Origin of the sequence: Candidatus Phytoplasma melaleucae, assembly GCF_030588185.1 — a bacterium.
Lineage (GTDB): Bacteria > Bacillota_I > Bacilli_A > Acholeplasmatales > Acholeplasmataceae > Phytoplasma > Phytoplasma melaleucae.
In genome coordinates, this window is record NZ_JAOSID010000003.1 from 15,736 (window position 1) to 35,235 (window position 19,500).

A 19,500-nucleotide genomic window follows, 5' to 3' on the forward strand; every position below is an offset into this window, starting at 1 on the left:
TCCAAACTATTAAGAGCATTTAAAAAACTTTTCAAATTAATTATATTTCAAAAATATATTTCTATTGAAAATTCCAAATGTAAATAAATCTTAAAAAATAATACATCTTTTTAGATAATAAAAAAAATTATAACAGACACACAATATGATAAAATAAAATATTTTCTATTTTTACATTTAGTTGATACTAAATAACCAACTGCTTTATATATCTAATGCAATTATTTTTGCAAAATAATATCAATTGGTTTTTTAAAGGATATTTTGAAAATTTCCATAAAGCTAACTACAAAAGAAAAAACAAAAACAAAAATAGTAATAATTGAAATTGAATAAAAACCAAATTCTATTAATGTTATCCAAACTAAATTAGAAATCCATTGATTTCCAAGAAAAATTAAAAATTTAGTCACACAAAGAGATAATAACAGATTAATAATAGAAATTAGAATAACTTCTTGAATAAAAATTTTAGCAATATCAAAACTATTGGCTCCAATAGCTTTTAAAATACCAATATCTTTAATTTTATCTTTGATACTCGAAGAAATAAAATTAAACATTAAAACAGCAGAAAATATAATATAATTAACACTTAAAAATAAGAATACACCGCTTAAAATTTGAAAAATGGGGTTAACAGCATCAATAAATTTTATAGCTGGTATATTAGATAATGAAATCTTAAAAGGGATTTTATTGTCATAAGAATTTTCATAATGTGCTTCTACAATTTCTTTTATCTCTTCTTCGCTTAAATTTTTTGAAGTACCTATCAAACTACTTACTGGAAAAGATGATTCAATTATTTTTTTTAATTCTTTATTTTCGATAAAAAATATTTTTTTAACTCCCTCTTCTACGTCTAATCTATATAAAACATAGGAAACACTTTTGATCAAATCCGCAAAAAAATCTTTTAACAATTGCTTAGCTTCATCAGGTTTTAAATTGGCTACATTTTCAAAACGTTTTTCCGGAAACATTTCTTCCAATAAACCTAAATCTTCTATTTCTTCCAATAAACCTAAATCTTCTTGAACTAATTGATGTGAAATTATTTTCGAAAAAAATTTTTGGTATTCTTTTAATTTATCAAAATAATATTGAGTAATAAAGACTTTTTTTTGATTTGAGTCTCTGTCTATTGGTTTTTTTGTTTTCAATCCTATATTATTAATTACCTTGTTCAAATCTTTTATATCTTCGACAAAAACAATGTTAACCTGATCTTCATAAAAAGTCCATGCTATTTTACTAAAAAACTGATGATTGGGGGCATCTTCTTTATTTATTTTATAAACAGTTTGAAAATATGCATGAGGATATGCTTTTTGTAGTTTTTTAAATTGGTCATTTGTTGTTCTATGTTCTTTTACTTTTGTTATAATCAATGGAATATGACGATTTTCCGTTAAAGAACTTTTAGCAGCTGTTTTAGCATTATAAAAAGAAAAAGATAAAGCTAAACCTAAAAAAATTAAAGAAAAACTAGTCAAAAAAATATTAAAGAAAAAATTTGCTTTTTTGTTTTTTAAAGTATTAAAAACTATTTTATAACATGTTAATAAAGGTAGTCGTGATTTGATAGATCTATAAATACTAACATTATCACTGTCTTCATTAGAAAAAACAGTATCTTGGAATTGTTTCGAATAAAAATCGTTACTATTTTGAATATGAGCAAAATGAGATAGTTTTAATTCGCTACCATTATTTTGTTGTCTCGTTTTATCAGCAATTATGTTTCCATCTGAAAGTTCAATAATACGATCAGCATAAGAACATGCTGCATTTAAATTATGTGAATTTATAATAACTAATTTAGTTTTAGACAATTCTTTCAAAATGTCTAAAACATCTTTTTCTGTTTTAATATCTAAAGCACCTGTAGGTTCATCACACATAATAATTTCAGGGTTTTTAACAATAGCTCTAGCGATAGCTACTCTTTGCTGTTGACCTCCTGATAATTGTTTGGGAAAACGATGGCCCAAATTATCTAAATTTAACCTTTTCAAAACAGAATTAATTTTTGAACTATTAATTTTTTTACTTTGTAATTCCAAAGCAATACCTATATTTTGAAGTACTGTAAAATCATCTATTAAATTATAATCTTGAAACACAAAACCTACCGCTGAATTACGATATGAATCAAAATTAGAAGGTTTAAAATCTTTGGTAGAAATGTTTTTGAAAATCATATCACCGCTACTATATTTGTCTAACCCCCCTAAAATATGCATCAAAGTGGTTTTTCCGCTACCTGATTTGCCAATAATAAAAATAAGTCCTTTTTGGGGAAATTCTAAATTTATATTTTTTAAAACAACAATATCATTTTGATCATTTTGTCCGTATTTTTTAAATACATTTTTAAGTTTTAACATATTTCTTACATACTTTCTTAATAACATTTCTATCACTTAAAAATTTAATGACAAAGTCTAGTAAAGTTAGAGCATAGAGATTATTTAATTATAATATATTTTCTTTTTTTTAACTATTCAAAAAATCTTATTTACTTTAAAAGGGAGAGCAATAACTTTAAAAAATGGCACCAATGAGAAGCCTTAATTTAAACTGAACTATTATTAAATTAACAGTTTGATTTTTATTTTCACTTTGATGTACAAAAAGTTAACAAGTGGTTTACAAAATGAAACAATAATAATTTTATTTTATATTATCTCATGAAAATATTTTATCAGTTTGAAAAGATATTAAATTCTCTACTTAAAATCAAACCTTAAAGCCTTTTTTGAAAAAAAGTTGTCTTAAAAAAGGAAACAATGCAACATATAAAGATAAGAAAGTACATAAATATTTAGTTAAAACTGGCTAATAGTAAATAAATTCATTTTTAAAAAGTTGGATGATTAAAATATTCTGCTTAGAGAATTAATTCTTGGGGGGAGTTTTTTTGGTATTAGATGCCCCAAAAATAAGCTATTTTCACAATCTTTGCAGCCGAAATCCGAATGTTTACACCCGGAGGAATTATAATCACAAAACTACCTGGATCGCCAAAGAAACTTACAGGTTAAAGATAGTAGATATAGTAATTTTAATGGTGTCATACCAATGGTTTTTACTGTTTAAACAGGTTAAATATTATCAATAAATGTTAGACTAAGAAAAAGCCAAACCAACCGCGGAGGAACTTGCCCGACACAACAAGAAACTACTAAACTTACTCTTTTAGAGATCGATTAACAAATCAAAGATCTTAATAAAATAGCGCCTTTACTAAAACAAAATAATACAACATGAATTTTCCGATCTGATGCATTTTAATTTTTGCTCCTTTGATCTTTGGAATAATGACGGCCTCACCCGTGATCATAATGGCCAACAAGATTTTCATGCGTTAAGTTTTAATAAAAAGATACTATCACTTTTTTATTATAAATTGTTGAATACATAGGAAAAAATAAAAAAACAATAGAAACATATTTATATTATCAAGGACCTTTAAATAAATATGTATGTATCCGGTGAAAGTTTATTATAACCTAACCCAGTTAGGAATATTTTAAGTTTATATACGGGGAAGTTTTATGCGAAACGAGAGAGCAAAAAAACTAAACTAAGAATCTAAAGAACTTCTAAAAAATATTTAACATAAAAAAATAAGTATTTCTTGATTAATCATTTTAAATTATGAATCGAAGTTCTTCAGTCTTTTATGTTTTAACTCCTTTTAAGTTACAAATAATCACTACTGCTTATTCTAAAATAGAAAATAAAAAAACCTCCCCAAATGAGAGGTTATTTGTTATTAGAATGGATGAAAAAACCTGCAATTTTCTTCATAAGTTCAAATCATACAAAAAAATTTAATTATGTTAAATCACTATCTCTTCAATGAACACAAACTAAGTTCTTATTTCAACAAAAATCCTTGTGTATCTGAGGCAGTACATTGAATCTTTTTATATTTATCCCTCACAATTAGATACGACGAGTCCTATTTTCCATTTCTGTTAGGTATAATGCGCGTTGCTCTACTAAATTACCTATTAATTGGTTAGTATTTCTAATCAAAGCACGTAAGGCACCATGTGATTTTGTCGGCTCTGATGATCTAGCAAGTTCTAATTGTTCAATAAATTTTTGTAGTTGTTCTCTGTAAAAAACAAGTTTATTATCAATTTCAATTATTTTTTGCTGAAAATCCGCCTCATCATTGACTTGGGAAACGTTTACTTCACGGTTATTATCACTCATTGCTAGAATATTATTATAATAATGACTAAATAAGCCTCTTACTACTAATAAATAAAGTAAAAGTAAGCTAACATTTACAATTTTCATTTTTGTCATTTTAGAGGACATCATAATAAAATTTCTCCTTTTCCTTTTTAAAGATTATATCTTATTTCATAAATAATTTCAATTACTTATACTCCAACTTCTATTTAGGCATTGTTTCAGAATAGTAAAATAGCGGTTCATTCCTATTTCAAAGAATACATATAAGTGTATCTTGAGCTATTTCTAAAACTCTATTCTCAATATAAAAAGCTTCTTTTAACTACCTTATTTATTGAAAAAAGACACAAAATTACTTTTAAACAACTATGCCTTGAAAAGTTTGAATCATTTGAACTCTAGTTTGTATTTGAGTAATAGAAATTATTTATTGCAATGATAAGATGAGAGTGCAGATGCTTATCATTAGCATGTCTATTTTTAAATATTAGATTGCTATTCATCACCGATGAATAAAATTACTACAGCGACTAAAAAAACCTTAGTATTAATAATTATTTACGCTGTACTTTTTAGTTCAACATGGAATTATACTTCCTCTTATTTTTTTAATACAGCAAAGAACCAGACGCTAATTACCATAGTCTAAGCACAATAAATGTCACTATGTTAAATAATCATAATTACATAAATAAATGCTTTCTATTTTGATAACCCGTTGTTTTTTAAAACAACTAACTATCTTCTAACATATTCTCTCTCGCAATGGATATAAATTTTTTTAGTAAAAAATCTAGTTGTTTTATATTCTAACTCTTTTTTTCTGAGGAGGAAAATTTACTAACTGCTTAATGGCAAAACAAGGATTTCAGAAATAAAAATAAATTCAGTTTGTGTTTAAAACTAATGAAAAGAAAAGATTCCCAACTAAAAAAAACTAATATTCTTGCCATTATGTCAGAATATTAGCGAGAGAATAGTATTTATGATAACAATTTTATAGAATATTCAACTTTTATCTTTTTATGATACCTTAAATGTAACTTTTACGCAGTTATTAATTTTAATTTTCTGAACATAATAATCATAAATAAAAAAAACATTTTCTTAATGAGTATTGGCGAATTGTTTTGATTATACAAAAATTTCTAAAAAATAGATAAACAAAAATTAAAATAAAAAACTTTGAAATAAACTTAAATAGCTTGTTTAGAACTTAATAATTCTTGATAATATTCAATCATTTCTAAGTTAACTAGATAAAGAATAGAAGGATAAATTATAATAATTAAATGATCAGATAAGTAGTTACTATTATCTGAATAATCAATAATATTGTATTGACGCAATAAAATTAAAACTCTTTTGAAAGTTTCTTTATTCAATTTCCGGATTTCTGAGTACCCAATGTTTTTTAATTCTGTGTAAATGTCTTGTAAATAAACTTCTACTTTCTTGTTATGAGAAAAAGATTCTTTCTTTTTTTGGAATAAAATGCGAAAAATCAATAAAACTAAACTTTCTTCTTTTTTAAGTTTTAATTTGTTAAAATGATGAAAATTTCTTATAAAAATTACTTCATCATGTTTTTTTATTTCTAATTGAAAATCAACTAATTGAAAAAAAGAATCAAAGAGTTCCTTATAAAACAAAATAAAGCGATAATCATTGGCATCAGCTAACTTTTGAATAGTTAAATAATTCACTTGAAACAATTTATTGACAATTCTAGAAAAAACATCTTTTTCATTTTCTCTTAAAATTCCGAATTTTTGAACAAATGTATTTAATGCTAGTGTTTTTTTATCCATAAAACCTTTTTTTCTTTAAAATATTTTTTTCATAAATCATTTGTTAAAGATGTAAAATTGATGTAAAAATCAATTTCTCACTAAGTATGAAATATGCCTGTCTCTTAATCCCATACTGAAAAAAATAAAAATATACGAATAAAATAAATTTTCTAATACATATAGATAACATACTTTTGTCTAGAATTATACAACTGTTTTGAACTAATTTAAAACGCGAAACTATATAAATATAAGGGGTATGTATTTTGCATATATAAAATATTTTCTGTTTTATAAATAAATAATCTTACTTAAATTAAACGAATTAAAATTATTTCTATAATTTGCTTCTATGATGGCAATTACAAAATGTTTTCTTTAAAAAAATCGTACAATTTATCTGTATCAATATGAGGAGCAACAAAATTAGATGCTTTTTTAACCTCTGGATACAAACTATTCCCCATAGCAATGCCAATATCTGCTGCTTTTAACATTTCTATGTCATTACTACCATCACCCACACAAATTAATTTATAATCAGGATATTTATCTTTAATCTTTTTAATGCTATAATATTTGTTCACGTTCTTCACAGTTAAATCGATATGCGTCTCCCAACAACATATGTTAAAAAGATTGGAATCCTTTAATAAGAATTTAATTTTGTCAATATCCTTCCCTAAAAGTATCATCAAGTAAACTTTATTATTTAAGTAGAAATTATGATCAATTAAATAATCAAATTCTTCTTTTTGATGTTGTTCTAAAGATGATCTTGATAAATTATTATCATTTAAAATAACTTCTTTTTGCATCCCCATTCCAGCTATGGTAATGTTATATGCTTTAGTTTTTTCAAGAATATCAGTGATATGATCTTGTAAAAAAGGTACTTCATCAATGATATTGTTGTTTGAAACAGTTAAAGAACCATTCATAAGCACAAAATATTGAAAACAATAAGAAATCTCATTTATAACATTTAAATTACGATAATTTCTTCCTGTTGCAATTCCTAAAATTGTGTCAGGCAATTTGGATAATTCAATAATTAATTTTTTTGTTTGGGGCAAAACTGTCTTCTTACTATTATGATACACAGTTTGATCGATATCAAAAAAAAATATTCTTCTCATTTATTATTTGTCTAAAACCTCGCATTTAGTTGAACTAACATACAATGAAAAAAGGAAAAATAGATATAAATACTTAGATAATTTTTCTCAATCACACTTAAAAAAACTGAAAGTACTGCAATAGATTTATTATATCAAAAAAAATAAAAATACAAATGACATTTAAAATTATTCATTTGATCACAAAAACCAATACATTTTTGGGTAAATAAATATTAAAAAACAAAGTAATTATTGTTCATAGATAAATTGTTAAAAATTTTCAATTAATATAATTTATTACGAACACTTTAAAATAAATATAAACACAAAAGAAGGTAATATATCCCCTGGTTCAACTTATATAAGTAAAGTTAATATTGTAAAATGTTATTGTGTATAGCTAAAAATTACACTTACAGAATAATTTTTGTAGAATGACACTTTAAAGCATTAACTATAACACATTAGTAATGTTTGAATAAGATTAATTAAAAAAAATCTTGATAATTCTTGCTTATTATACATAAAAATAAAGATTCTGTAATAAATAATAGACAAAAAAAGATATGTTTCATGATATAAAAAAGAAAAAAGTCAAAAACTATATAGAGCGAATATAGTATAAATCTTTACAAGTAATTTCTTTGAAAAACAAATTTATATGGTAAAATATTAAGAAATATTTTGCGTATTGAAATATTTTTTAATGTAAAACCAAAATAATTTTATTCTTAATCAGTGTATTTAATGATACTAGTGTAAATTTTTAAAAGGGAATTTATGAAAAATGCCTCATTTAGCTTTATATCGCAAATATAGACCAAGAAATTTTTCTAACATAATTGGTCAAAAAATAATTATTCAAACCTTAAAAAATGCTATCGAATATCAAAAAATTCATCATTGTTACCTATTAAGCGGCGATAAGGGGGTTGGAAAAACAACACTAGCTAAAAATTTGGCTAAAGTTATTAATTGTGCAAATTTGCAATATCAAGATTGTTGCAATTCATGTCATTCCTGTCTTAGTATAGAACAAAAAGTTAATTTAGATGTAATAGAAATTGATGGAGCTTCTTACAATGGTGTTGGTGAAATTAGAGAATTACAAAATACTGCTAAATATAAACCAAATTTTTTAAAATATAAAATTTACATAATTGACGAAGTTCACGTATTATCTTATAACGCCTTTAATGCTTTGCTAAAATTACTAGAAGAACCGCCTTTAAACCTAATTTTTATTTTAATAACAAGTGAATTATATAAAATTCCTAAAACAATAATTTCTAGGACACAACATTTTCACTTATTAAATATACCAGAAAAAGAAATTGAAAAAAAATTAAGAAATATTACAAAAGAAGAAAAAATTTCAATCGATAATAAAGCTTTAAATAAAATAGCTTTTTATTCCAATGGCAGCATGAGAGATGCTCTAAACTTATTAGATAAAGTAAGTTCTTATCAAAATAATATCATAAAACAAGAAGATATTGAAACCATTTTAGGTATTGTTCCGGAAGCTCAAATAGAAAAATTAGCGAAATGTTTATTCAACAAAGATACTAAAACAATAATTTCTCTTTTAGAATCTATTTTAGCACCTAGTATCGAAATTAACCTCTTTATAGATGATTTAATCGATTTTTTTCAAACTTGTTTTATTAATTGTTTCCAAAGCGAAAACGACTTTAAAAATGTATTATATGAAATACCTCATAAAATTAGTACAAAAATTTTATACACATTATTACAGCTAAAACAAGACATTAGGTGGTGTAAGCAAAAAAAAAACTTATTAATTATAAATTTTATACAACTAAATCAATACTTAATAAACCAAAATTTCAATTTACAAAACAAACAAACTAAAACGAATACTAAAACAAATCTTACTTATGGGCAAGACAAAAGTTTTTCAGAAATAACAATAACAAATGAACAAAACAAAAATGATAATCTACAATTAGATTTTAATCATCTTGCCAAAAAACAAAATAATCTAGCAAATAATTACGATAAATTTCATATAAATAAAAAAGAAAACAATTTTACAAAACGTTTAAAACAAATTTTAATTAACCCTGATTTAACAGTTACAGAAACTTTAAAAAAAGGATGGCCTAAGTTAGAAAATTTTCCTCAAAAAGATTTAGAAATTGCCGCAAGATGTTTATACAAAAGTAATGTACTATTAATAAATCAAAGCAAAGAATTACTTTTATCTTGCGAAACCTTAAGCCATTATAAACAATTAATCAAAATAAATATAAAAAATAAAATTAAAACTATTCTAAATTCTAAAACCAAATTAATCGAAGAATATTTTGTTATTTTGAATAAAGACTGGGAACAAGTATTAAAACCTGTTTACTTAAAATTTCAAAGTACCAGAAATAAAAAGGATGTAGATTTATCCGACCTAGATGTACATTTCTATGAACGAAATTCAACTTTAAATTTAGAAACAAAACAGTCAATTATTATTGAATTAGCAAAAGAATATTTTGGTTTAGAAAAAGTAAAAATTTCAGAATCAAAAAAATGAAAGAAAAATGAAAGTCTATTGATTGTATTAAGGAACACTAAGAAATGAGAACTAACGTAAATATGTTCGAAAAATTAAAAAAAATTCAAGAAGCTATTCAAAAAGAACAAAAAAAATTAGAATCTAAAGAATTTATTTCTAGAATAGGTAATGTAATTATAGTCATGCAAGGGACTAAACAAGTTGTAGATGTTCAAATTAAAAATATAGATGTCATGAAAAATATAGATTTAATACAAGAAAGTCTTTTGATATGTTTTAACAATGTTTTAAAACAAGTAGAAAAAGCATCTAAAGATGTTATTGACAAAGCTTCTGAAAATTTAGACTTATAATGCATTTATAAATCTAAATACAAAATCAGTCATTCTTCTAATCAAAGTAGTAAAATAAATTATCTAAAAATATAAATTTAATCCATGTTCATATTAGCATAACACAAATTAATTTAGCAAAAGGAGATACTTCTCGTGTTTAACAATAATAACGACAAAATAACACCAATTAAATCTATGATAGAAATTTCTTTTCAAATTTTAAAAAAAAATAATAAACCCATGCCTATCTATCAATTAATGAAAAAAGTATGCCAAATCAAAGAAATCAATTTCAAAAACGAAGAAAAATTATCCCAGTTATATCTAGATATTGTTTCAAGCGGTCTTTTTGTTTTCCACGGGGAAGATCTTTGGGGGATTAAAGAAAATAATCTGAATTTATGGGATAAAGAATATTATATAAACACGAATAAGGATAATAATAAAATCAAATTAGACTTAGAAAAAGAAATTTTAAATCTAGAAGATTTAACTTTACAAAATATAAATGAAAGTATCGCAGAAGAAGAAATAGATAACGATAATACAGAAGAAGAAAACTTAGATTTAGATTTAGACATAGAAAATGAACCATTAGAAAACAATAGCATAGAACTAGAATCAGAAGAAGGAGATGATATCGAAAGCGACGAAGACAAAAGCGAAGAAATTATGGATGATTATGATTATTTATATGAAAATAAATAATGGATAATAATATTATCAAAAAATTCTAAACTTATTTTTTGTAATAATTTTAATCAAAATATAATTTATTTCTAAAAAAGAAATTAAATTTAACACACATAAAAGATAAAAAATGGAGCATTAGAATGTTACTAGGAATGTATAATTACACTGTATATATGACTTATTTAAATTTATTAAGTGGATTCTATGGTATAATCTTCACCTTAGAAAAAGATAAAATCGTTTTTTCTTGTATTTGTCTATCAATATCGGGAATTTTAGATATTTTAGACGGGATTATTAGTCGTAGTAAAAAAAAACGTTCTGTACAAGAAAAGAGATACGGAGTCCAAATAGATTCTCTAGCAGACTTAGTTAGTTTTGGAATGTTACCTGTTTTTATCGGATTATCTTTATTTAAAAACACTTTTAAATTAGAATTTAGTAATATTTACAATATATGTTTTCTTATTTGTGGTTCTTTATATATTCTAGCTTCTTTAATAAGGCTCGCATATTTTAATATTAGAAGCGAAGTAATTAATCCATCCGCTTCTAACACTTTTATTGGAATTCCAGTCACTATTTCATCTGTTATTTATCCATTACTAGTTTTGTTTTATTTTATTTTAGAAAAAATACAACCATTGAATTTTTATAACCAAAAAATTTTTTTATTCGCATATATATTTAGTTTTATTTTATTATCATTTTTATTTGTATGTGATAAAATCAAATTTAAAAAACCAACAAATATTTTTCATTTTATTTTATTTTTACTTTTAATAGCAGTAGCACTTATTGCCCTACACTTATAATTAAATTTTTTTAGGTATATAATATGAAAAAAACAACCAAGATAAACAAAAATAATACTGATCCCAAAATAACCAGTTTAAAACAAAAGATACTATATCACAAGATAAGGAAAAATTGGTTCAAAAGATTTTTATTAAAAATTATTGTTTCCAAATTTTTTACTAAAATAATTAGTGTATATCTAAAGTCTCCTGTGTCTAGAATACATATTAATAAAATGATCAAAAAAACTAATATTGACATAAACTTATTTTGTAAATCTGAATTTTATTCTTATAATGATTTTTTCACTCGTCAATACAAAAAAATAAATTTTTCTAAATGTAGTGATGATTTTATAAGTCCAGGAGAAGGCGAAATATGTATCTATCCAATCAACAAAAAAAGCATTTACAATATTAAAAATACTAAATATCATTTAAACGACCTTCTGAAAAATAGCCGTTTAGCTGATGAATATGTAAATGGTTTTTTAGTACTTTTAAGATTAAAAGACACCGACTACCATCGTTACATATTTATTGATAATGGTTATCAAAATAAAAATACCTATAAAATAAAAGGAAAACTACACACTGTTAATCCTATCGCTTTTCAATATTTTAATGTGTTTAAAGAAAATAGTCGTGAATATAATATTTTGCATACCCAAAATTTTGGCCAAATTATCCAAATCGAAATAGGAGCTTTATTAGTAGGAAAGATTAATAATCATAACATTATACATTTTAAAAAAGGGCAAGAAAAAGGTTTTTTTTCTTTTGGTGGTTCTACAATTGTTTTATTAGTAAAACAAGATAAAGTTTCCTTTGATCAAAAAATTATAAAAAATACCCAAAACAATAAAGAAACCAAAATTAACATAGGAGAAAAAATAGGATTAAAAATTTAAACAATACGGAAATAAATAATCCATTTTAATTTCATTTTTTGGAGAAAGATAGATAGATAAATATGAATAATCAAAATACCAAAACTAAATTTATTTTTATTACAGGCGGAGTAGTATCAGGATTAGGTAAGGGAATAATTGCATCATCTATAGGCCATATTTTAAAAAAACGCGGATTAAAAGTTTTTATCCAAAAATTTGATCCTTATATTAATGTTGATTCCGGAACAATGAGTCCTTACCAACATGGAGAAGTGTTTGTGACAAACGACGGAACTGAAACTGATTTAGATTTAGGTAATTATGAAAGATATCTAGATATAAACCTTTCAAAAGATTCTAGTATCACAACTGGTCAAATTTACCAATCTGTTATTAACAAGGAAAGAGAAGGAAAATATTTAGGAAAAACTATCCAAATCATTCCTCATATCACTGACGAAATTAAAAACAGAATACTCAAGTTTAATAAAATATCAGATTACGATATAGTTATTGTTGAAATAGGAGGAACTATAGGTGACATGGAATCACTACCTTTTGTAGAATCTATTAGACAAATTAGACATAAGCTAGGATGGCATAATGTTATTTATGTACATAATACTTTTATACCTTATCTTCAGACTTCACAAGAATCTAAAACAAAACCAACTCAACATAGTATTAAAGAATTAAGATCATTAGGCATACAACCACAAATTTTAATTTTAAGAAGCGAAAAAAATATTCCCTTAGAAATGAAAAAAAAAATATCTATTTTGTGTGACGTACAAACAAAAGCTATTTTCGAAAACACTAATGTGGATATTTTATACCAAATAACAATCAATCTACATAAACAAAAAATAGATAATTTTATTTTAGACTACTTCCGTATAAATAATTTGCCGAAATCAAATTTATCAGAATACAAATATTTAATTCATAAAATAAGTCACTTAAAAAACCAAATAACTGTTGCTTTAGTTGGTAAATACGTTAACTGCCATGATGCTTATTTATCTATTTTAGAAGCTCTAAAACATGCTTCCTATTATCATAATGTTAAAATATATATTAAATGGGTGGATTCTGAAATTTTGATGGAAGATAATATAAACGATAATCTTAAAGAATGTGATGGTATTTTAATTCCTGGTGGTTTTGGAGCTAGAGCTATTGAAGGCAAAATCAAAGCTGTTACGTATGCTCGCGAGAATAATATTCCTTTTTTTGGTATTTGTTTGGGAATGCAAACAGCTATCATTGAATATGCTCGTAAAATTTTAAAATTGAAAAAAGCTAACTCAATAGAAATAGACCCAGATACTCCTTTTCCTGTGATTACAAAAAAAATCAAACAAGACAATTTAGGTGGTTCTTTACGATTAGGATTATATGCTTGCCAAATAAATTGTAATGAAGGAGCAAGTTATAAAATTTATCAAAAAGAAACTATCTACGAAAGATACCGTCATCGCTATGAAATGAATTTAGAATATTTACAATTATTTGCCAAAGACGATAATTTTATAATCACAGGCTTTAATCCTGACAATAAAATACCTGAAATTATAGAATTAAAAAATCATATTTGGTTTATAGGAGTACAATTCCATCCTGAATTTTTATCAAGACCTTTAACCCCTCACCCTCTCTTTAAAAGTTTTATTCAAAAAACCTTAGAGTACAATAAACAGAAAATATAGATATAATATATTATATAAAAAGATAAAAAAGATAAAAAAGATAAAAAAGATAAAAAAGATAAAAAAGATAAAAAAGATAAAAAAGATAAAAAAGATAAAAAAGATAAAAAAGATAAAAAAGATAAAAAAAGTGTTCAAATAATAATTATTTGAACACTTTTTTGCTCTATTTTGATATATAACTATTTTTATTCATAAAAAATATAAAATAACCCAACTGTATTATAAAAAATTATTTAATTTTCTAGTTTTATATTTTTTGCTTGTTGGTTTATTTTGTTTTTGTATCATCAGTAGCAGTAATAGATGCATCTGTTTGAATTGCATTTATTAGTACTTGAATATCATTTTGTTTAATAGCTCTATATGCAGTTAAAAAAGCAGATGCACTAAAATCACTAATTTTGTCAGATTCTTTTTTTGCTGCATCAATTTTTGTTTTTAAATCGTTCAATTTACTAAACGTTGTTTCTTGAATTTTTTTGTCATCGCTTGCTGATCTATTATGTTTATCCAGAGCTTCTTTTATTTTTGCACACGCGTCACTAAGAGTATTTATTGCTTTTTTTGCTGCTTCTTGTTCTACAGTGTTAGTGCTAGTAGACGATAAAGTATCATTAAGTTTTAAGTTTTGTGCTAATTTATCTAAACTAGATTGAGTTAAAATACTATTACCGAAAGGAAAGAAATTAAGAAACCATGCAGCAACAAAATATATCAACACTAATCCGACACCAGAGACAGCACCAGCAATGATTTTACCGTTTTTAGTTTGCAAAAAATTTTCTTTTTGAATCATAAACACTTTTCTCCTATCTATATTATTATTAAATCTTTGAAAAAAGATCCAATACCGATTTCAATTATAACATATTTTCAAAGTACAATACAAAATACTTATAATTTCAAAACTTATTTTTGAATTTGTTGAAAAAATTTATAAAGCATTTTGTTATCCTCATCGTCATAATGTGTATTTAAATTGTAATTAGCGAAATTTAAAAGACTGTCTATATAATGAATGGAATTTTTGTTATTTGCAACAGCTTGTTTAATAGCTTGTGTGATATCTTGATGATTACGATGAGGGTCTAAATACCAACTCTTCACAATTTCTAATTCATTACTGGTCAAAATTCTACCTTTTAAATCTTCTAAATAGTCTATAGCGGATGCTATGCTGTTATCTTGTTTTTCCAATTGAGCTTGTTTTTGTTTTTTGATATAAACTTTTTCCAATTGAACGAAAGTACCGTCTAAATTAAATATTTCTATCATTTTATCATTCTTCTGAGATTGCAATAAGGAAAAAAAATTCTTTTTAATTAATCTTTCTAAAATAGATTCTACTTCATTTTTGGAAAGATTCATGTATTGAGCTAAAACAGTAGAAGAAAAAATTTTTTGTTCATAGCAACTAAATAAAAAAAGCAAAACAGTTAACTCTGATAAATCTAAATTAATATTTTTATATTCACTAATTAAAATCTTCTCTATATTGAGAACCCCTTTTTCGTAAAGCAATTTAATCATAGATGAGGCCCCCTTTCTCCAGATACTTTTATTAAAGCTATTTTAGCTGCTTGTTGCTCAGCTGATTTTTTAGTTTTTCCAGTTCCTTTGCCTAAAAGTGTAGTTTCCAAATAAACTTCTGCGATAAATTCTTTTTCATGAGCTAATCCTTTTTCGGCAACTATCTTATAATTGATATTTTGATCACGAGTTTGAATTAATTCTTGTAATTGTGTTTTAAAATCAATAATATTAATAACTTTACTTAAGCAAGGCACAATAATATGATGAAATGTTGTCTTAACTTGAAAATAACCTAAATCTAAATAAATAGCCCCGAATAAAGCTTCAAAAGCATCAGCTATAATAGAATAATTATAAACACATCTTTTACGTTCTCCTTTACCCAAAAAAATATACTTGTTTAAGTCTATTTCCTCAGCATAAATTAATAAAGATTCTACGCAAACAGCTTGAGCTCTTTTTTTTGTCATTATTCCTTCATCATCTTTATTTTTTCCGTACAAATAATTAGCCATTAAAAAATTAATTACAGAATCACCTAAAAATTCCAATCTTTCGTTATTAAAATGTTTAAAATTATTTTCATTAGCATAAGAACTATGTGTTAAAGCTCTGATATATAAAGAAATATTTTTAGGTTTAATATTTAACCTTTGAAATAAATTTTTGAGAGACATAATAATCCTTATATTATTGAAATTTTTTCAAAATTTTGGCTAAAAAACCTTGTTCAACTAAAAGTTTAGCCTGCATAATCGCTTTATAAAAAGCATAAGACTTAGAGTTGCCATGCGCTTTTATAACAATTTTATTCAATCCCAATAAAATAGCTCCTCCAATTTCTTTACTGTCTAGTTTTTTGAAAATTGTTTGAATTTTTTTTTGAAAGAACACTCTACTTACTATCTTTTTTGCAAGATTTTCAGTTAAAACTTCTTTAAAAACTGTCCCAAACATATCTGTAAGCCCCTTATGCGTTTTTAAAAGTATATTAGAAGTATAACCATCACTTAACAAAATATCTGCCTCCGTATGAAAAATATTCTGTGGTTCTTCATTTCCTTTAAAAAAAATATTCGGATTAGCTTTTAATAATTTAAAAGTTTCGATCTCTAAATGTCTTCCTTTATCCCCCTCTATACCAATATTTAAGAGTTTTACTATAGGGGTACTAATATTTAAAAAGTCTTGAGCAAGTACAGAAGCACAAATGGCAAAGGATAATAAATCTTCTGGTTTGGTTTCAATATTAGCACCTGCATCTAATAAAATTCTTGTTTTATTGTCTAAAGATGTAAAAATAGGTGCTAAAGATATTCTTTTCATATTACCAACAGTACCAATCATTAAGTAACTTGATAGTACCAAAGCTTGAGTAGGACCGGCCGAAATAACCCCATCTACTTGGTTCTTTCTAGCAGCTTCTAAAGCTAAAAACATTGAGTGTTTAGGATTATCTCTTATTTCTTCTCTAACATACTTAATACCCATGTCTAAATAAAAAGGGGTATGTATGATTTTTATTCTTTGGCTTAATAATTGATAGTGATTAGACCCAGAAATATTTTTTAAAATGTCATTTATTTTATTTGCGTCGCCATATAGATAAATAAATAAATCATTGACTTTAAGTAAAGCTTGAAATACACCTGCGATAATTGATTCAGGAGCAAAATCTCCTCCCATAGCATCTACTGATAATCTAATCATTTTCAACCCTCTTTGTTTTAACTGAATTCACACAGGTATTTATGAACCTGTTTAATAATCTTGTAATCTTCTTTAACATTTAAAAACTTATACATAAAATAACCACTTTGTTTTTTGCCCAAAAAATCTCCCGGACCTCTATGTTTTAAATCAAATTTACTTAAATAAAAACCGTTATCTTCTCTTTTAAGAATATCCAATCTAGAATTATGCTTATGATAAACTAAAAAACAATAATTTTGTTTATTATTTCTACCAATTCTTCCTCTTAATTGATGCAACTGGCTTAATCCGAAATATTCTGCGCCCAAAATAATCATAGTGGTTGCGTTGTAAACATCAATGCCTACTTCTATAATAGAGGTAGATAATAGGATACCTTTCTGGTTATTAATGAAATCGTACATAACAGATTCTTTTTCTTTGAGAGTTTTTTTACCGTGTAAAACATAAAAATGATCAATTTTTTTTGATTTTAACAAAAAAGTTATATTTTGAATATTGAAGAACTTAGACTTATCATCAATAGCAGGAACAACTATATAAGTTTGTTCGTTTTTTACTTGATTTTTAATTAATAAAGGCACAATAAAATCAAAAGAACATTTTATAGTAACAATGTTTCTTTTTTTATAAGGAAGGTTTTTTAATAAAGAAGTTGGCAAAAAACCAAAATACATAGTAGACAAGGTTTTAGGTATCGGAGTAGCTGTTACATGTAAAATGTCAGAACTAGAGTTTTGAGATATAGCTTTTTCTTTAATATCTACACCAAATTTATGAGTTTCATCAAAAATTATTAGACCCAGTTGATCAAAATCAATACTAGATAATACATGAGTGCCTATAACCATTTTAAAAAAACCATTTTTAATATTTTCTTGTAAAAGTTTTTTTGAGATACTTTTAGAAGTTAAAAAAACAGTTTTAATAGAAGGGGAAAATTTTTTAAAATTCAAGTAATGTTGTTTAGCTAAAATTTCAGTAGGAGCCATCAATAAAACCTGTTTACCAGCACTAATAACCCCTAAAGCTGCCAAAAAAACTATTATAGTTTTTCCAGAACTAACGTCTCCTTGAATAATTCTTTCGGTAGAATAATTTTTTTTGAAATCAGAGTAAATACAATTAACTATTTTTTTTTGATCCAAAGTTAATTCAAAAGGAATTGTTTTGATAATTTGACGTACATAATCAATATCATATTCAAGAGGAGTTTTTACAGGTAATTTTTCTTTTAGTTGAAACATTTTTTTAAGTATAAAAAAAGCTTCTTCAAATTTAAATCTTAAAAAAGCTCTCTTTAACATTTGTTGGTTTTGAGGCAAATGAAGATTTTTAAAAGCTTCTGTTTTACTAAGTAAATTATATCTTTGCAAAATTGTCTGATTTAAATTTTCTTTAATATGAAACTTAGGATGACTAAAAAGTTTTTGAATAAAAATTTTAACTTTCTCATCGGAAAAAGATTTAAACTCATAAATAGGTTTAATAGTATTGCAAATATTTAATTCTGAAGAAATAAAAGAAGCAACTACACACCTACGATGTAAATAATATTTGCCTTTAACAAAAACATTCTTTTTAATAGTCAATAATTTTTTCAAAAAAAAATTGTTAAAAACGATAATTTCCAAAACATTCTCATTAGATAATAGTATCTTAAAACGGATTATTTTTTTTTGAGATTTACACATTAATAAAACTGGTTGATTCGTTATAGTTCCGCATAAGTTAACATCTTCCCTATCTCTGATTTGGTTAATGTCAGATAAAATAAAATTTTCGTATTTTTTCGGTCTAGTTAATATTAGTTTTTTAAAATTGTTAATATTATTAGCAGCTAATTTACCTAACGGGTCAAATTGCAAAAACATTTGATTAAAAATAGAATCCATTCTTTATTGGCTCCAAGTAACTATTGAGAACTGATTTAGTAACTGTAACTAGTTTCATAATTTATAAATTATATTTGGAATTGCCTCTTCTCAAAATGTTAATAACAATCTATTTACATACATCGTTTTTTTAAAAAACTGCAAAAACAGAATAAAAAATTTTCTAGACACTTTATAGATCGAAATATTTAGAATATGATTTTTCACGAAGAAAATAATGACCAATCGAATTAGTTTATTTTATCCAACTTTAACATTATTTAT

15 protein-coding genes are annotated in these 19,500 nt (G+C 24.6%); 6 read left to right on the forward strand and 9 right to left on the reverse strand.

Translation table 11 applies throughout. The annotated features are described in order from the left end of the window. Positions 1-221: 221 nt before the first annotated feature. From OC680_RS00900 to OC680_RS00915, 4 genes are all read right to left on the reverse strand, one after another. Positions 222-2,393 carry an ABC transporter ATP-binding protein/permease gene (locus OC680_RS00900; RefSeq protein ID WP_304515244.1) on the reverse strand — a complete coding sequence of 724 codons (2,172 nt, stop codon included), beginning with the start codon at positions 2,391-2,393 and terminating at the stop codon, positions 222-224. Between the two features lie 1,564 nt (positions 2,394-3,957). Further along, positions 3,958-4,341: a hypothetical protein gene (locus OC680_RS00905; RefSeq protein ID WP_304515245.1), complete on the reverse strand. Its 384-nt coding sequence runs from the start codon at positions 4,339-4,341 to the stop codon at positions 3,958-3,960. A 1,073-nt stretch (positions 4,342-5,414) separates the two neighbouring features. Next, positions 5,415-6,029, reverse strand: coding sequence for a DUF4194 domain-containing protein (locus tag OC680_RS00910; RefSeq protein WP_304515246.1), 615 nt, complete (start codon positions 6,027-6,029; stop codon positions 5,415-5,417). A 344-nt stretch (positions 6,030-6,373) separates the two neighbouring features. Beyond that, positions 6,374-7,150, reverse strand: a complete 777-nt coding sequence (locus tag OC680_RS00915; protein ID WP_304515247.1) for an HAD-IIB family hydrolase — start codon at positions 7,148-7,150, stop codon at positions 6,374-6,376. A 769-nt stretch (positions 7,151-7,919) separates the two neighbouring features. Here OC680_RS00915 and dnaX point away from each other — a divergent pair. The 6 genes from dnaX to OC680_RS00945 all read left to right on the forward strand — a co-directional run bounded on the left by dnaX (position 7,920) and on the right by OC680_RS00945 (position 14,092). Continuing rightward, complete coding sequence (dnaX, locus tag OC680_RS00920; protein WP_304515248.1) at positions 7,920-9,683, forward strand: DNA polymerase III subunit gamma/tau; 1,764 nt, start codon at positions 7,920-7,922, stop codon at positions 9,681-9,683. Positions 9,684-9,745: 62 nt separating this feature from the next. Next, positions 9,746-10,018 carry a YbaB/EbfC family nucleoid-associated protein gene (locus tag OC680_RS00925; RefSeq protein ID WP_304515249.1) on the forward strand — a complete coding sequence of 91 codons (273 nt, stop codon included), beginning with the start codon at positions 9,746-9,748 and terminating at the stop codon, positions 10,016-10,018. Positions 10,019-10,153: 135 nt separating this feature from the next. Beyond that, positions 10,154-10,708, forward strand: a complete 555-nt coding sequence (gene rpoE, locus OC680_RS00930) for a DNA-directed RNA polymerase subunit delta (protein ID WP_304515250.1) — start codon at positions 10,154-10,156, stop codon at positions 10,706-10,708. A gap of 137 nt (positions 10,709-10,845) precedes the next feature. Next, positions 10,846-11,508 carry a CDP-alcohol phosphatidyltransferase family protein gene (locus OC680_RS00935; protein ID WP_304515251.1) on the forward strand — a complete coding sequence of 221 codons (663 nt, stop codon included), beginning with the start codon at positions 10,846-10,848 and terminating at the stop codon, positions 11,506-11,508. A gap of 23 nt (positions 11,509-11,531) precedes the next feature. Beyond that, positions 11,532-12,401, forward strand: a complete 870-nt coding sequence (locus tag OC680_RS00940) for a phosphatidylserine decarboxylase (RefSeq protein WP_304515253.1) — start codon at positions 11,532-11,534, stop codon at positions 12,399-12,401. 62 nt (positions 12,402-12,463) lie between these two features. Continuing rightward, positions 12,464-14,092: a CTP synthase gene (locus OC680_RS00945; RefSeq protein ID WP_304515254.1), complete on the forward strand. Its 1,629-nt coding sequence runs from the start codon at positions 12,464-12,466 to the stop codon at positions 14,090-14,092. A gap of 271 nt (positions 14,093-14,363) precedes the next feature. On the opposite strand, the gene OC680_RS00950 is transcribed toward OC680_RS00945, so the two are convergent. The 5 genes from OC680_RS00950 to OC680_RS00970 form a co-directional block, all read right to left on the reverse strand. Next, complete coding sequence (locus tag OC680_RS00950; protein ID WP_304515255.1) at positions 14,364-14,891, reverse strand: hypothetical protein; 528 nt, start codon at positions 14,889-14,891, stop codon at positions 14,364-14,366. A 113-nt stretch (positions 14,892-15,004) separates the two neighbouring features. After that, complete coding sequence (locus tag OC680_RS00955; RefSeq protein ID WP_304515256.1) at positions 15,005-15,625, reverse strand: DnaD domain protein; 621 nt, start codon at positions 15,623-15,625, stop codon at positions 15,005-15,007. Further along, positions 15,622-16,305 carry a ribonuclease III gene (gene rnc / locus OC680_RS00960; RefSeq protein WP_304515257.1) on the reverse strand — a complete coding sequence of 228 codons (684 nt, stop codon included), beginning with the start codon at positions 16,303-16,305 and terminating at the stop codon, positions 15,622-15,624. Before rnc ends, OC680_RS00955 begins: the two co-directional genes overlap by 4 nt. A gap of 13 nt (positions 16,306-16,318) precedes the next feature. Then, on the reverse strand, positions 16,319-17,338 hold the full coding sequence (gene plsX / locus OC680_RS00965; RefSeq protein WP_304515258.1) for a phosphate acyltransferase PlsX: 1,020 nt from the start codon (positions 17,336-17,338) through the stop codon (positions 16,319-16,321). A gap of 17 nt (positions 17,339-17,355) precedes the next feature. Continuing rightward, the gene (locus OC680_RS00970; RefSeq protein WP_304515259.1) at positions 17,356-19,236 is read right to left on the reverse strand and encodes a DEAD/DEAH box helicase; all 1,881 of its coding nucleotides are present in this window, start codon (positions 19,234-19,236) and stop codon (positions 17,356-17,358) included. Positions 19,237-19,500 lie beyond the last annotated feature (264 nt).

Excerpts from the sequence above, each read along its gene's own strand:
- OC680_RS00900 (WP_304515244.1), bottom strand. The coding sequence starts at position 2,393 with ATGTTAAAACTTAAAAATGTATTTAAAAAATACGGACAAAATGATCAA.
- OC680_RS00905 (WP_304515245.1), bottom strand. The coding sequence starts at position 4,341 with ATGTCCTCTAAAATGACAAAAATGAAAATTGTAAATGTTAGCTTACTT.
- OC680_RS00910 (WP_304515246.1), bottom strand. The coding sequence starts at position 6,029 with ATGGATAAAAAAACACTAGCATTAAATACATTTGTTCAAAAATTCGGA.
- OC680_RS00915 (WP_304515247.1), bottom strand. The coding sequence starts at position 7,150 with ATGAGAAGAATATTTTTTTTTGATATCGATCAAACTGTGTATCATAAT.
- dnaX (WP_304515248.1), top strand. The coding sequence starts at position 7,920 with ATGCCTCATTTAGCTTTATATCGCAAATATAGACCAAGAAATTTTTCT.
- OC680_RS00925 (WP_304515249.1), top strand. The coding sequence starts at position 9,746 with ATGTTCGAAAAATTAAAAAAAATTCAAGAAGCTATTCAAAAAGAACAA.
- OC680_RS00935 (WP_304515251.1), top strand. The coding sequence starts at position 10,846 with ATGTATAATTACACTGTATATATGACTTATTTAAATTTATTAAGTGGA.
- OC680_RS00940 (WP_304515253.1), top strand. The coding sequence starts at position 11,532 with ATGAAAAAAACAACCAAGATAAACAAAAATAATACTGATCCCAAAATA.
- OC680_RS00945 (WP_304515254.1), top strand. The coding sequence starts at position 12,464 with ATGAATAATCAAAATACCAAAACTAAATTTATTTTTATTACAGGCGGA.
- OC680_RS00950 (WP_304515255.1), bottom strand. The coding sequence starts at position 14,891 with ATGATTCAAAAAGAAAATTTTTTGCAAACTAAAAACGGTAAAATCATT.
- OC680_RS00955 (WP_304515256.1), bottom strand. The coding sequence starts at position 15,625 with ATGATTAAATTGCTTTACGAAAAAGGGGTTCTCAATATAGAGAAGATT.
- rnc (WP_304515257.1), bottom strand. The coding sequence starts at position 16,305 with ATGTCTCTCAAAAATTTATTTCAAAGGTTAAATATTAAACCTAAAAAT.
- plsX (WP_304515258.1), bottom strand. The coding sequence starts at position 17,338 with ATGATTAGATTATCAGTAGATGCTATGGGAGGAGATTTTGCTCCTGAA.
- OC680_RS00970 (WP_304515259.1), bottom strand. The coding sequence starts at position 19,236 with ATGGATTCTATTTTTAATCAAATGTTTTTGCAATTTGACCCGTTAGGT.